Here is a 13,168-nt window from a genome sequence, read left to right on the forward strand (position 1 = left end):
CAGGAAGACCAGAGCATGAAAATAACAAAAAGTCTGTTGCACGTGGGTGTGCTTGGGCTGTCGATCCTGGCGAGTAACGTCATGGCGGCAGTCTCGGCAGATGAAGCCGCCAAGCTCGGCACGACCCTGACCCCGATGGGCGCCGAGATGGCCGGTAACGCGGCCGGCACCATTCCAAAATGGTCGCCATTGCCGACCAACGCCGGCGCGGTGGACGCCCGTGGTTTCCTCGCCAACCCGTATGCCAGCGAGCAACCGCAGTTCACCATCACCGCGCAGAACGTCGAGCAGTACAAAGACAAGCTGGCCCCCGGGCAATACGCGATGTTCAAGCGTTACCCCGACAGTTTCAAGATGCCGGTGTACCCAACCCATCGCGGCGCCACCGTGCCGGCTGAGGTGTTTGCCTCGATCAAGAAAAACGCCACCACCACCAACCTGGTGTCCGGCGGCAACGGCCTGGAAAACTTCGAAACCGCCATCCCGTTCCCGATTCCCAAGAGCGGCGTTGAGGTTATCTGGAACCACATCACCCGTTATCGAGGCGGCAGCGTGACCCGTCTGGTCACCCAGGCCACCCCCCAAACCAACGGATCCTACAGCCTGGTGTATTTCCGCGACCAGTTCGTGTTCCGCGACAAGATGAAGGACTTCGATCCGAAAAACCCAGGCAACGTGCTGTTCTACTTCAAGCAGCAAGTGACTGCGCCAGCGCGCCTGGCCGGTGGTGTACTGCTGGTGCACGAAACCCTGGACCAGGTCAAAGAGCCGCGTTCGGCCTGGGTCTACAACGCCGGGCAGCGCCGTGTGCGTCGGGCGCCGCAAGTGTCCTATGACGGGCCGGGTACTGCCGCCGATGGCCTGCGCACCTCCGACAACCTCGACATGTACAACGGTGCGCCGGACCGCTACGACTGGAAGCTGGAAGGCAAGAAAGAAATCTATATTGCCTCCAACAGCTACAAGATCGACGATCCCAAGCTCAAGTACGCCGACATCATCAAGGCTGGCCACATCAACCAGGACCTGGCTCGCTACGAGCTGCGCCGTGTCTGGCATGTGGTCGCCACCTTGAAGGAAGGCCAGCGCCACATCTACGCCAAGCGTGACTTCTACATCGACGAAGACACCTGGCAAGCAGCGGTGATCGACCACTACGACGGTCGCGGCCAACTGTGGCGCGTCGCCGAGGCCCATGGCGAGAACTACTACGACAAGCAAGTGCCGTGGTACGCCCTGGAAACCCTCTACGACCTGCAGTCCGGCCGCTACCTGGCCCTGGGCATGAAGAACGAAGAGAAGCAGGCCTATGACTTCGGCTTCACCGCCAGCACCAGCGACTTCACCCCCGCGGCCCTGCGCCAGGACGGTGTTCGCTAACCTGTAGGAGCGAGCTTGCTCGCGAAGGTCGTCAACGAGAACGCGCCCATCCTGGATGGGCGCGTTTTTTTTGAGTGCTTCGCGAGCAAGCTCGCTCCTACTTCTTTCCAGGAGTCTGGACGGGATATTTCTTGTCGCAGTTCTTTTTCAGCCATTTGTTGCAAAGATCTACAATCCCGCCGCTTTTACCGCTAGTCTGCGGACATCTGCAATGCCGACAACAGCCTTCTACAAGAGCCCGGCGATGACTGATCTGTCCCGAACCCATGGGCCTGCCAGTGTGGTGATGCCGCCCCTGGAAGGCCGCTTCTACCGGCCCCCGCTGCCTGACGGCTACGTGCTGCGCCCGCGCCTGTGCGAACGGCTGAATGCGGGCCTTGATGGGCGACTGTTGCTGGTCAGCGCGCCCGCGGGGTTCGGCAAGAGTTCGTTGGCGGTGGAGTTTTGCCAGGGCTTGCCAGCCCAGTGGCAAAGCCTGTGGTTGGGCCTGAGCCCTCGGGACAGCGACCCCGGCCGTTTCCTGGAGCGGCTGCTCGACGGCTTGCAACAGTATTTCCCGCAACTCGGCGCCCAATCCCTGGGTTTGCTGAAAATGCGCCAGCGTCACCAACCCTTTGCCTTCGAAGAATGGCTCGATGGCCTGCTCGACGAACTGGCAGTGCACCTGTCTGCACGCTCGCCGTTATTGCTGGTGCTGGATGACTATCACCTGGCCCAGGGCCCGGTGCTGGATCGCTGCCTGCAGTTTTTTCTCAATCATTTGCCTGATGGCCTGGTGGTGCTGGTCACCAGCCGGCAGCGCCCGGACTGGCACCTGGCACGTTTGCGTCTGTCGCGACACCTGTTGGAACTGCATGAGCAAGACCTGCGCTTGACCCACGACGAGGCTCTGGCGGTGCTGGATGGGCACAGCAATGCGTTGCGCGGTGAGGCGTTGGAAAACCTGATCCGCCGTAGCGAGGGCTGGGTCGCCGGCCTGCGTTTCTGGCTGTTGGCGGCCTCCGAAGCTGGCAGTGAGGGCGCCTTGCCGCAAAGCCTGCACGGTGGCGAAGGGCTGATTCGCGATTACCTGCTCGAAGAGGTTATCGACTGCCTGCCTGCGGAGGTGCAAGCGTTCTTGTACGACACCGCACCACAGGAGCGCTTTTGCAGCGAACTATGCGACGCCGTCCGCGAGGCCCATGACAGCGTAGAAATCCTGCGCTATTTGCAGGCTCATCAAGTGTTCCTGGTGCCGTTGGATGAGCAAGGGCACTGGTACCGCTATCACCATTTGTTCTCCGACCTGTTGCGCACCCGCCGCGAGAAAAGCGCCACCTTGCCGCCGGCCAGCTTGCACCTGCGCGCCTGCCGCTGGTTTAACGCCCAGGGCTTGATCGACGAGGCGGTGGAGCAGGCGCTGCGGGCCGGGCATCTGGATGTGGCGGCGAACCTGGTGCAGAACCTGTCCGAAGAGCAACTGTTGGCGGAGCAGAACATCGGCATGCTGCTGCGCTGGAAGATGGACCTGCCCGACAGCCTGCTGATCAGCACGCCGCGTTTGATCGTGCTGTACAGCTGGGCGCTTGGGCTGGCATGCCAATTGGATGCAGCGCAGGAGCTGTCCAGTTACCTCAGCCGCTTCCTGCCGGCGCCATCGGCCACCGCGCAAAAATCCATGTTGGCCCAATGGTTGGCGCTGAGCGGGATTATTGCCCGTGGGCGCGGGGACCGTGAGCTGACCCAGCGCTATTGCAACGAAGCGTTGGAAAGCTTGCCGCAAAAGCGTTACGGCCAGCGCCTGATGTGCCTTTCGACCCTGTCCAACCTGGCGATTGTCGATGCCGACCTGTGGCGCGCCCGTGGCCTGAACCGCGAATCGTTGGAACTGGCGCAGCGCGTTGGTAACCCCTTGTTTGAAGCCTTGGCCCATTACGACCGGGCGCGGGTGCTGCAGGCGCGGGGGGAGATCCTGCGTTCCCTGGATGAAGTCCGCCAGGGCCTTGAGCGCCTGCATGGGCTGGCGCCCCAGCGCCTGTATGCCGTGCGCGCACGGCTGTCGCTTTACGAAGGCTACCTGCTGCTGGTGCGTTACCAGCCCGAAGCCGGCCTGGCGCGTTTGCGCGCCGGCCTGGCCGAGGCCCGCGCCTGCCGCGATATCAGCGTGCTGATCGGGCACTGTGTCATCGCCAGCTTCGAAGGGCGGCGAGGGGAGTTTGCCAATGCCTTTGCCGAACTGGCCGAGGCCGAACGCTTGATGCACATCTGGGATGTGCCGCCGATCTATTACCTGGCGATGATCACCCTGATCAAATGCGAGCTCTGGCTGGCCCAAGGGCGCACTGACCTGGCCGACGCCTGGCTGGCCCGCCTGGGGCAGACCTACAACGGCGAGCACGCCGCGGCCGCCCCCGAGTTTCATCCACACCTGCCGCAACATATCGAGCTGCAACAAGCCGCACTCGATGCCACGCGCCATCAGCCCGACAGCGCGCTGCAACGCCTGGAAGCGCTGGCCCAGCAGGCCCATGACAGTGGGCGCCAGATGATTGCCCTGATGGCGCTGGTCCAGCAGGTGCAGTTGCTTCTAGAGAACGGCCAGGAGGCCAAGGCCAGGCCGGTATTCGCCCGTGCCCTGGAAGCCGGTTCGGGCGGTGCGTTGCAGCCGTTTCAACGGTTGTTGGAGGGTTACCCGCAGTGGATGCGCGAGCAGTTGGGCAAAGATCCCCATGGGCTGCTCAACCAGAGCTTGCTGGCGTTGCTGCCCCAAGCCAGCACAGTTGAAGCCACACCTCAACAGGAAACCCTCAGCACCCGAGAGCTGGCGGTGCTGCAACTGATTGCCCAAGGCTGTTCAAACCAGGAAATCAGCAACCAGCTGTTCATCTCCCTGCACACGGTGAAGACCCACGCCAGCCATATCAACAGCAAGCTCGGCGTGGAGCGTCGTACCCAGGCGGTGGCGCGGGCCAAGTCCATGGGCTTGCTGGCCTGAGCCCAGGGTTTATGGCGTGGTCGGGCAGCCTTTGAGCGAGGTGTCGACGGTTTGATTGATCAGCGCCGCAAAACGCTTGAGGTTGTTCTGATGCGCCACCACCAACTCGTCGATGCTCAGCCCGGCGGGTGATTGCAAGGTGGTGCGGCAGGTCAAGGCGGGGCGATCACCATTGACTTGCCTCAGGCGCCAGCGCACATCGAGTAGCGCGTACTGCCCCGGTACCGAGTCAAAACGCTGCACATCTACGCGCAAAGCCACGGCTTGCCGGGCATTGCTGTTGGCCAACTGATCCACCAAGGCGCTCTTAAGCTCATCGGCGAGGGTGGAGGCCCACCACTGGGTTTCAAGAATCGCCAGGCCGCTGTCGCCCTGGCGGATCACTATCTGCGCGCGGTCGACCTGGGGCGGCACGCTGATGCTCTCAATGCGCACACCGCCGGCATCTGCTCGTGCGCTCGGGCTCCAGTGCGCCGGGGTCAGGGTATGAAAAGCGATGGGTTCACTGCGACAGGCACCGAGCAGCAGCAGGGCGCTCAGCAACGTGATCTTCAGCGGCAATGTCATGGCGGCTCCAATGGTCATTTGCGGGGTGGCCCTTGCAGGTCCGTCGGTGCGGCGTTATCGGGGCGGCCGCGAATCAGCGACTCCGGATGCCGGCCCAGGTAATCCGAAAGCTCGCGCAGGGAGCGCGACATGCGCCCCAACTCGTCGAGGGTCTGGGTCAGTTGCTCACGCTGCGGCGAGTCTTCGGCCAGGGTGGAACTGGCCGATTGCAGGGTCTTGCTCACGTCGGTCAAGGTCGTCTGCACACCCGGCAGCGTCTTGGCGTTGAATTGCGCCAGGCCTTTGCGCAGTTCGACCAGGCTGGCGTCGAGGTTGCCGGCAATGCGCTCGACAGGCAGTTGGCTGATCTTGTTGACGATGCCTTCGAACTTCTCCTGCAGTTGTTCCAGGTTGCCCGGGATCGTGGGGATGCCCACGGGGCGCTGGTTCGGGTCGAACGCGACTTTTTCCGCCTTGGGGTAGAAGTCCAGGGCGATGTAGAGCTGGCCGGTCAGCAAGTTGCCACTGCGGGCCTGGGCGCGCAGGCCGTTTTCGATGAAGGTGCCGATCAGGCGTACGCCGGCTGCCTCATCGTCAGGGTTATTGTTCATGGCTTTGAGCAGCTTGGTGTGGGCCTCGCCGAGCAGTTGCGGGTAGATCACGATGCCGACGTTGACCGGGAAGGTGCGTTTCTTCGCATCGAAATCCAGGTTGATCGATACAACCCTGCCGAACTCGACGCCGAGGAACTCCACCGGTGCGTCGACTTTCAGCCCGCGCAGGGCCTGATCGAAGCGCAGGACCATGTATTGCCCCTTGCCGTTGGGCGGGGCGAGGGCGCTTTGCTGGTCTTCGAACAACTCAAAGCTGCGACTTTCTTCGGCCGGTTTGTCATTGGGGTTGTAGGGCGGGGCCTGGAAGGCAATCCCGCCCATCAACATGGACGACAAGGATTCGGTTTTCAGTGCGAAACCGTTGGCGCCAACGCTCAAGTCGACGCCACTGGCATTCCAGAAACGCGTGTTCTCAGTGATGTACGCATCATTGGGCGCATGCACGAAGATTTCGACATTCACGCCCTTGCCCTCGTTGTCCAGCTCATAGGCCACCACCTGGCCCACCGGGATCTTCCGGTAATAGACGGGGGAGCCGATGTCCAGGGAGCCCAGGGCCTGGGTGTGCAGCGTGAAGCGCTTGCCCGGCTCGCCGTAGGTGATGGGCGGCGGGTTTTCCAAACCGGTGAAGTGCTTGGCGCGGGTCTCGGATTGGCCGATGTCTGCGCCGATGTAGTCGCCGGACAACAACGTGTCGATGCCCGACACGCCGCCTGCGCCGATGCGCGGGCGCACCACCCAGAATTTCGAATCTTCGCGGGTGAAACTTTCGGCCTGTTTGACCAGCTCGACGGTGGCATTGACGCTTTTCTGGTCATCACTCAGAGCCACGGCGGTTACTTGGCCGATCACCACGTTGCGGTATTTGACCTCGGTTTTGTTGGCAACCAGGCCGCTGCCGGTCTTGAAGTTGAGGACGATGGTCGGCCCTTGTTGCATGACGCTGTGAATCACCAGCGAGATCCCCACCAGCACGGCGACAATCGGCACGATCCAGACCAGCGAAACGCTGAAACGACGCGTCTTGATCACGGGTTGCCCCGCAGGGGTGTCAGCCTTGGATGAGCTCATCCGAGGTCTCCTCGTTATGTGGGTTTTCCCAGATTAGCCGGGGATCAAAACTCATGGCCGCGAGCATCGTAAACACAACTACCAGGCCAAAAAACAGAATGCCCAGGCGCGGTTCGATCGTGCCCAGGGCTTGAAACTTCACCAGCGCGGCCACCAGGGCGACCACGATGACATCGAGCATCGACCAGTAGCCGATCAGTTCGATAAACCGAAACAGCTTCGAACGCTCCTTGCGCGCCCACTGGCTATTGCGCTGCACGGTGACCAGCAGGAGCCCCAGCGACAGGAACTTGATGCCCGGCACGGCAATGCTGGCGATGAAAATGATCAGCGCAATGTCCCAGGCGCCATGCTGCCAGAACTCCAGCACGCCGCTCATGATGGTGCTGTCTGCGCCCGAGCCGAGCATGGTGGTGTTCATCACCGGCAATAAATTGGCCGGGACATAAAAGGCGAGGGCAGTGAGCATGTAGGCCCAGGTTCGGGTCAGGGATTGCACCTTGCGCCGATGCAGCGCGGCGCCACAACGATCGCACTCGGTGGGCTCAAGGCGCATGTCGCAGGGCTGGCCGCAGGTGTGGCACAGGCACAGGTTCAGCTCGCTGGCGGTGGGCGGTGAATTCATACGGTGTCCCACAGGTCACGCACATCGCGCCCGGCAATACGGATCAGCAACAGGCTCAGGGCGGCCAAGGCAAACAGGCCGGTGCCAGGGATCACATCCAGCATACCGGCCAGCTTGAACACCGCGACCATCGCGCCCAACAGGCACACCTCCAGCATGCTCCAGGGCCTGAGCGCTTCGAGCCAGCGCATGCACAGCTTGAACGCCGGCGAGCGCCTGCCGGCCAGGGCGAAACTCAGCACCCAGATCAGCAACAGCAGTTGAAACACCGGCGCGATAATGATGGAAATCGCCGCTACCAAGGCAATGAACGTGATCGGCCCCAGGCTCAGTGCAACGACTGAATCCCAGAGGGTCGCGCTGTTTTTCAAGCCCTGCAGGCTGATGCTCATCACTGGATAAAAGTTGGCAAAGGTCCACAGCACTGCAGCGGTCACCGTCAGGGCGAGGCGTTGTTGCACCGACAGGCCGTTGTAGCGCTGCAGCACGCCAGAGCAACGCACACACAGGGCTTTTTGATGTTTGGCGAGCGTGACTTTCTCGTACACGCAGTCGCAGTGTTCGCAGATGATCTGTTGATTCGCCATGGGTGTTGCTCCAAATGCGACTGACTGCAGCAGGGGATTTCAATGGCGCTTGTGTAGCTTAGCAGCGGATAGATCGCGCAATCGACTCCTTCCAGAGCAGGGGCAAGCTACACCATACTGCACTTGGAACGCGCCAGAGAGCTTGCAGGACACTCATGACTATTGAAAAACAACCGTTGATTCGCGAAACCTTTCCCGTCGGCCCGTTGCAGTGCAACTGCACCATCATTGGCGACCCGATCACTAAAAAGGCCATCGTAGTCGACCCCGGCGGCAATCACGAGTTGATCCTGGCACGCCTTGATGCGCTGGGCCTGAAGGTGGTGAGCATTATCCACACTCATGCTCACCTCGATCATTTCCTGGCCTCCGGCCAATTGAAAGAAAAGACCGGCGCCACGCTGCACCTGCACAAAGATGATCAATTTCTATGGGACAACCTGGAAATGCAATGCCAGATGTTTCGCGTGCCCTACGTCCCGGTGCCATCGCCGGATCGCTGGCTGGAGCATGACGAAGAATTGGCCTGCGGCTGTGGCGTAGCCTTGCACACCCCAGGGCATACGCCGGGCTCGATGAGTTTCTGGTTTGCTGACGCGAAGCTGTTGATCGCCGGCGATACCTTGTTTCGTCGCGGCGTGGGGCGCACGGACTTATGGGGAGGCGACCAGGCGACGATCGTGCGGTCGATCAAGCAGCGCTTGTATACGCTGGACGAAGGCGCGACGGTGGTCACTGGGCATGGGCCGGATACGTGTCTAGGGGATGAGATGCGCGAGAATCCGTTCGTGCGTGCGTGATCGGGCCTTTCAGTCAGGACTGTGGCGAGGGAGCTTGCTCCCGCTGGACTGCGCAGCAGTCCCATAAACAAAAAGCGGGGCCGCTTCGCGCCCCAGCGGGAGCAAGCTCCCTCGCCACAGACACAGGGCCGAGCCAAAGACAGCTATGCTTTACGCACCCCACCACGGAATTTTTGCCGTTTGTCGCGTTCCAAACTCGGCACAGGTCCATTGCCAATGTCCTCTGCATCACAGAATGCAAAAGTAGGAGCTTCCTTCATGTTCACTCCGCGTCGTCTGCTTGTTGTCGCTACCGCCGTAGCCCTGTTGTCTGGCTGCGCTTCACCTAACCCTTATGACGGCAGCCAGGGGCAGGCCAGCAATGGTTCCGAAAGCGGCATGAGCAAAACCGCCAAGTACGGCGGCCTCGGTGCGCTGGCGGGTGCATTGGCCGGTGCGGCCATCGACCATAACAACCGTGGCAAGGGCGCGCTGATTGGCGCAGTCGTTGCGGGTGCCGGTGCGGCGGGCTATGGCTACTACGCCGACCAGCAAGAGAAAAAGCTGCGTGAAAGCATGGCCAACACCGGTGTGGAAGTGCAGCGCCAGGGTGACCAGATCAAGCTGATCATGCCGGGCAACATCACCTTCGCCACCAACTCGGACGCGATCTCCAGCAGCTTCTATCAGCCGCTGAACAACCTGGCCAACTCCCTCAAGCAGTTCAACCAGAACACCATCCAGATCGTTGGCTACACCGACAGCACCGGTAGCCGTCAACTGAACATGGACCTGTCCCAGCGCCGTGCGCAGAGCGTGGCCAACTACCTGACCTCCCAAGGTGTCAACGGTGCCAACCTGAGCGCGCGCGGTGCCGGCCCGGATAACCCGATTGCCAGCAACGCCGACGTGAATGGCCGCGCCCAGAACCGTCGTGTCGAGGTCAACCTCGGCCCGATCCCTGGCCAGCAATACGGCCAGCCTGGTCAGCAGCAGGCGCCACAGCAGAACAACCAGTTCCAAGGCAATCCGTACCAGCAATACCAGTAAACGCTAGGCACAAAAAAGGGCGCCGTGCAGTCAATGCACGGCGCCCTTTTTTGTGGCTGTGTGTCTACATCAGTCGATGTATTCGAACACCTTCACGATCTTCTGTACGCCCGACACGCCCTGCACCAGGTTGGCGGCGCGGGTGGCCTCTGCCTGGGTCAGCAGGCCCATCATGTAGACGATGCCGTTATCGGTGACGATCTTGATCCGTGAACCTGGGACGGCGCTGTCGGTGAGCATCTGGGCCTTGATCTTGGTGGTCAGCAAGGCATCGTTGCTGATGGCCAGCAGGGTGATCGGATCCATGACCTGCAGTTCGTTGTGGACCTTCTTGACGCGTTGCACACCGGCGGCGGCTTGCTCGGCCTGGGCCTTGAGATCGGCTCGGGGCGTTTGGCCTGCGAGCAGGACCACGCCGTTGAAGCTGGTCACCACGATGCGCGAGGCGCCGTTGCCCAGGTCGGTAGCAGCCTTGGCGACGTTGACCTTGACCTTGGTTTCGATCAGCGAATCATCGATGGTGCTGCCGAAGGTGCGTGTGCCCCGGTCGTCCTGGATAGGGGTGTCCCGTGTAGCGGTGATAGCCGAGCTGCAGCCGCTGATGGCGACGCACAGCGTAATGGCTAAAAGACTGAGGCGATTAACGGTCATTCTTCACTCCCGAACAGTTGGCTGTCGATCAGATCGCACAGGCAGTGGATCGCCAGCAGATGAACTTCTTGGATACGTGCAGTGACATTGGCCGGGACGCGAATCTCCACGTCCTCTGGCAGCAGCAGCGAAGCCATGCCGCCGCCGTCGCGACCGGTCAAGGCTACGACAATCATTTCGCGATCATGTGCGGCCTGGATCGCTTGAATAATATTCGCCGAGTTGCCGCTGGTGGAAATCGCCAGCAATACATCGCCCGGCTGGCCGAGGGCGCGGATCTGCTTGGAGAAGATTTCGTTGTAGCTGTAGTCATTGGCGATCGAGGTGATCGTCGACGAGTCGGTGGTCAACGCAATGGCCGGCAGGCTCGGGCGCTCGCGTTCGAAACGGTTGAGCAGCTCGGAGGAAAAATGCTGGGCATCGCCGGCCGAACCACCGTTGCCGCACGAAAGCATTTTGCCTTCGTTGAGTAAGGCATTGACCATGACCTGACTGGCTTGCTCGATGTGCGGTGCAAGTACGTCCATCGCCTGTTGCTTGGTGTCGATGCTGGCCTGGAAAAGCTGGCGAATTCGGGATTGCATGTCCATCTGTGTGACCTTAAGTAGCGCGGCTGTTTGGCACAGGTAATGTGCAGCCCGCAAAGCAAAGAGCAAAAGTGAGTGGTGAAGGTGCCCGGCGAATCAGCTGTCGAAGGCATTTTTGAGCCATGTTAGATCAACTGTGCCTGACGGGGTGCTTTCCATGGCAACCACATCGAAACGGCAGGGGCAGTCAGCCCAGCGATGCTCTTTTTGCAGAAAAAACTGCGCAGCGAGTATCAGCTTTTGACGCTTGCGCCCGTCGATACTGGCGAGCGCGCCACCCCATTGTGCGTGTTTTCTGTAGCGGACTTCGACGAATACTACTGTATCGCCGTCAAGCATGACCAGATCAAGCTCGCCGCGTTTACATAACCAGTTCTGCGCCAGAAGGCGCAGACCCTGTTGTTGCAGGTAGTTGAGTGCATGCAGTTCGGCATCCTTGCCGCTTTGTGCGCTGGACCGCTCGGGCATCAGCGTGGGGTATCGGGCAGGCGCTGAATGTCGCCGCCGACGAACTTCGCCCACGGCATCTGGCGATCGACGCGCTGGTTGGCGCTGATGCCCAGGTTGCCCGAGAGGCCGTCGACACGGGTGTCCGGCAGTGCCTTGAGCTGGCCCAGGCGTGGCGCCAGGCGGTAGGCATCGACGCCCATTGCGTAGAGGCGGCCCAGGCTGCCATTGGCTTGCGGCCATTGCGCAGCCACTTGGTTACGCAGTGGGTCGGTGGTATTAAGCAGCCAAGGGGTTTCGCAGAACATCACGTTGGTCATGTCCAGGTACTGGTTGCGGTCGCCGCTGGCACTGAACACGTGGGAGGTTGCGTACACCGGCACATCGCCGGCGTATTGGAAGTTCAGGGTCGGCTTGATCTGCTGGGCCAGTTGCGGCGTGACGGCCAGGAAGATGAACTCGATGTCCTGGCGACGCGAAGGTTGGGCGGCTACGTCGGTGCCGACTGTGCTCTGCAGGCTCTTGGCGCGGCCTTCGCTCTTGCGCAGTTGGAACAGATCGGCGATCTGCTGGGCCAGGGCCACAGGCTGATCGACATATTCAACGCCCATGACGGTGCCGCCATTGGCTTCCCAATCCTGGCGAAACGCTTTGTAGACACGCTCACCCCATTCGCCACGGGGCACCATGGCGGCTGCGCGGTGCAGGCCATCGGCACGGGCGCGGCGCGACACTTCGCGGGCTTCGTCTTCAGCGGCCAGGCCGAACTGGAACAACTGCGCCGGGCCTTGATCGGTCTCGCTGTAGTTCAGGGCCAGGGTGGTGATCGGTAACTGCGGGCGTGCGCTGAGTTGCTTGACCAGCGGTTTTTCCAGCGGGCCGACCACCAGTTGTACACCGGCGGCCTGGGCCTTGGCGTAGAAGTCGTCGAGGGAGGTCAGACGCGAGCTGTCATAGAACTCAATGACTGGCGGCTTCTGCCCGGCTTGTTCGGCCTGGTAGTGAGCCGCCATGAAGCCTTCGCGCAGCGCTTTGCCCACAGCAGCCAGCGGGCCTTCCTGCGGCAGCAGCAGGGCGATCTTGTTCAGGGGCTGGCTGGCCAGTTCCTTGAGTTTGGTCAGCGGCGCTGGCAGTTGCACAGCCGCCGGGTGGCCCGGGTTCTGCGCGCGCCAGGTGTCGATGGCGGCTTGTTGTTGCTCCAGCGTACCGGCGCCCTTGACCGCCTGGGCCAGAGTGATCCAGCCATCGAGCGTCGGGTTGCCGGTAGCTTGCAGCTGTTCGGCTGGCAGCGCGGCAATCAATACCCAGATGGCCTCGTGGTTGTTGCTGGCAGCCTCACCCGTCAGCAGGGGCGCCATGGCCACCCGCTCGCGAGCGGCGGCGAGGGTCTGGCCGTCGGCTTCATAGGCGCGAGCATGCACGGTGCCGGTGCGGATCTGCTGGTCGGTCGGCAGTTCCTTCAGGTTTTGCAGGCTAGGGTGGTTCAGCGCTGCCAAGGCCGCCTTGGGCTGGTTACGCCCCATGGCCAGTTCTGCGGCCAGGGTGCTGGCAAATACTTGCGCGGCTGGCTTCAGGGCATCCAGGGGCACTTGCGCAAGGATCTGCGAGGAGCGGCCGGGATTGTTCTGCTGGTAGGCCAGGTCCGCCGCGCTCAGGCGCAGCAACGCGGCTTTTTCTGGCGTCTTGGCGTTCGTCGCCTGTTCGAGCAGTTGCTCGATACTGGCATCGGGCGTGCGTGGCAGTTCGCCAAGACTGGAGGAGGGCGAACTGGCGCAAGCGGCCAGCAAGGCAACGAGGCAGAGGGCGGAGAGCAGCCGCAGGCAAGCGATCATGTAAGTGTTCCTGATACCGATCAAA

General features: G+C 61.7%; 12 protein-coding genes. 4 read left to right on the plus strand and 8 right to left on the minus strand.

Annotation, left to right across the window (positions count from 1 at the left end):
- The first annotated feature begins 15 nt into the window (after nt 1–15).
- Both CER19_RS16525 and CER19_RS16530 read left to right on the plus strand, forming a co-directional pair.
- A complete protein-coding gene (locus tag CER19_RS16525) occupies nt 16–1,380 on the plus strand; it encodes a DUF1329 domain-containing protein (protein ID WP_116667170.1) in 1,365 nt (454 codons plus the stop codon).
- Nucleotides 1,381–1,624: 244 nt separating this feature from the next.
- Nucleotides 1,625–4,354 (plus strand): LuxR C-terminal-related transcriptional regulator, encoded by a 2,730-nt coding sequence (locus CER19_RS16530; protein WP_116667171.1) that lies wholly within the window; start codon nt 1,625–1,627, stop codon nt 4,352–4,354.
- Nucleotides 4,355–4,363: 9 nt separating this feature from the next.
- On the opposite strand, the gene CER19_RS16535 is transcribed toward CER19_RS16530, so the two are convergent.
- Genes CER19_RS16535 through CER19_RS16550 form a run of 4 tightly spaced genes read right to left on the minus strand, consistent with a single transcriptional unit; the run spans nt 4,364 to nt 7,797 of the window.
- The gene (locus CER19_RS16535; protein WP_116667172.1) at nt 4,364–4,921 is read right to left on the minus strand and encodes a membrane integrity-associated transporter subunit PqiC; all 558 of its coding nucleotides are present in this window, start codon (nt 4,919–4,921) and stop codon (nt 4,364–4,366) included.
- Nucleotides 4,922–4,935: 14 nt separating this feature from the next.
- On the minus strand, nt 4,936–6,585 hold the full coding sequence (locus CER19_RS16540) for an intermembrane transport protein PqiB (protein WP_116667173.1): 1,650 nt from the start codon (nt 6,583–6,585) through the stop codon (nt 4,936–4,938).
- Nucleotides 6,566–7,210 carry a paraquat-inducible protein A gene (locus CER19_RS16545; RefSeq protein WP_116667174.1) on the minus strand — a complete coding sequence of 215 codons (645 nt, stop codon included), beginning with the start codon at nt 7,208–7,210 and terminating at the stop codon, nt 6,566–6,568. Before CER19_RS16545 ends, CER19_RS16540 begins: the two co-directional genes overlap by 20 nt.
- A complete protein-coding gene (locus CER19_RS16550) occupies nt 7,207–7,797 on the minus strand; it encodes a paraquat-inducible protein A (protein WP_014716964.1) in 591 nt (196 codons plus the stop codon). Before CER19_RS16550 ends, CER19_RS16545 begins: the two co-directional genes overlap by 4 nt.
- 155 nt (nt 7,798–7,952) lie before the next feature.
- Between CER19_RS16550 and CER19_RS16555 the strand changes: the two genes are divergently transcribed.
- Nucleotides 7,953–8,597: an MBL fold metallo-hydrolase gene (locus CER19_RS16555; protein WP_116667175.1), complete on the plus strand. Its 645-nt coding sequence runs from the start codon at nt 7,953–7,955 to the stop codon at nt 8,595–8,597.
- Nucleotides 8,598–8,855: 258 nt separating this feature from the next.
- Nucleotides 8,856–9,626 (plus strand): OmpA family lipoprotein, encoded by a 771-nt coding sequence (locus tag CER19_RS16560; protein ID WP_019816951.1) that lies wholly within the window; start codon nt 8,856–8,858, stop codon nt 9,624–9,626.
- A gap of 69 nt (nt 9,627–9,695) precedes the next feature.
- Here CER19_RS16560 and CER19_RS16565 read toward each other — a convergent pair whose 3' ends face one another.
- The 4 genes from CER19_RS16565 to CER19_RS16580 form a co-directional block, all read right to left on the minus strand.
- Nucleotides 9,696–10,277 carry a BON domain-containing protein gene (locus CER19_RS16565; RefSeq protein ID WP_003188655.1) on the minus strand — a complete coding sequence of 194 codons (582 nt, stop codon included), beginning with the start codon at nt 10,275–10,277 and terminating at the stop codon, nt 9,696–9,698.
- A complete protein-coding gene (locus CER19_RS16570) occupies nt 10,274–10,867 on the minus strand; it encodes a phosphoheptose isomerase (protein WP_007904374.1) in 594 nt (197 codons plus the stop codon). Before CER19_RS16570 ends, CER19_RS16565 begins: the two co-directional genes overlap by 4 nt.
- 93 nt (nt 10,868–10,960) lie before the next feature.
- A complete protein-coding gene (locus tag CER19_RS16575) occupies nt 10,961–11,332 on the minus strand; it encodes a YraN family protein (RefSeq protein WP_116667176.1) in 372 nt (123 codons plus the stop codon).
- Nucleotides 11,332–13,143: a penicillin-binding protein activator gene (locus CER19_RS16580; protein WP_116667177.1), complete on the minus strand. Its 1,812-nt coding sequence runs from the start codon at nt 13,141–13,143 to the stop codon at nt 11,332–11,334. Before CER19_RS16580 ends, CER19_RS16575 begins: the two co-directional genes overlap by 1 nt.
- Between the last annotated feature and the right edge of the window lie 25 nt (nt 13,144–13,168).

It is taken from the genome of Pseudomonas sp. GL93 (assembly GCF_003408955.1).
Taxonomy (GTDB): Bacteria; Pseudomonadota; Gammaproteobacteria; order Pseudomonadales; family Pseudomonadaceae; genus Aquipseudomonas; species Aquipseudomonas paracarnis.

What these genes read in the sequence shown, in the direction of transcription:
- CER19_RS16530 (WP_116667171.1), top strand. Translation starts at nt 1,625, where the DNA reads ATGACTGATCTGTCCCGAACCCATGGGCCTGCCAGTGTGGTGATGCCG.
- CER19_RS16540 (WP_116667173.1), bottom strand. Translation starts at nt 6,585, where the DNA reads ATGAGCTCATCCAAGGCTGACACCCCTGCGGGGCAACCCGTGATCAAG.
- CER19_RS16550 (WP_014716964.1), bottom strand. Translation starts at nt 7,797, where the DNA reads ATGGCGAATCAACAGATCATCTGCGAACACTGCGACTGCGTGTACGAG.
- CER19_RS16545 (WP_116667174.1), bottom strand. Translation starts at nt 7,210, where the DNA reads ATGAATTCACCGCCCACCGCCAGCGAGCTGAACCTGTGCCTGTGCCAC.
- CER19_RS16535 (WP_116667172.1), bottom strand. Translation starts at nt 4,921, where the DNA reads ATGACATTGCCGCTGAAGATCACGTTGCTGAGCGCCCTGCTGCTGCTC.
- CER19_RS16565 (WP_003188655.1), bottom strand. Translation starts at nt 10,277, where the DNA reads ATGACCGTTAATCGCCTCAGTCTTTTAGCCATTACGCTGTGCGTCGCC.
- CER19_RS16555 (WP_116667175.1), top strand. Translation starts at nt 7,953, where the DNA reads ATGACTATTGAAAAACAACCGTTGATTCGCGAAACCTTTCCCGTCGGC.
- CER19_RS16575 (WP_116667176.1), bottom strand. Translation starts at nt 11,332, where the DNA reads ATGCCCGAGCGGTCCAGCGCACAAAGCGGCAAGGATGCCGAACTGCAT.
- CER19_RS16525 (WP_116667170.1), top strand. Translation starts at nt 16, where the DNA reads ATGAAAATAACAAAAAGTCTGTTGCACGTGGGTGTGCTTGGGCTGTCG.
- CER19_RS16560 (WP_019816951.1), top strand. Translation starts at nt 8,856, where the DNA reads ATGTTCACTCCGCGTCGTCTGCTTGTTGTCGCTACCGCCGTAGCCCTG.
- CER19_RS16570 (WP_007904374.1), bottom strand. Translation starts at nt 10,867, where the DNA reads ATGGACATGCAATCCCGAATTCGCCAGCTTTTCCAGGCCAGCATCGAC.
- CER19_RS16580 (WP_116667177.1), bottom strand. Translation starts at nt 13,143, where the DNA reads ATGATCGCTTGCCTGCGGCTGCTCTCCGCCCTCTGCCTCGTTGCCTTG.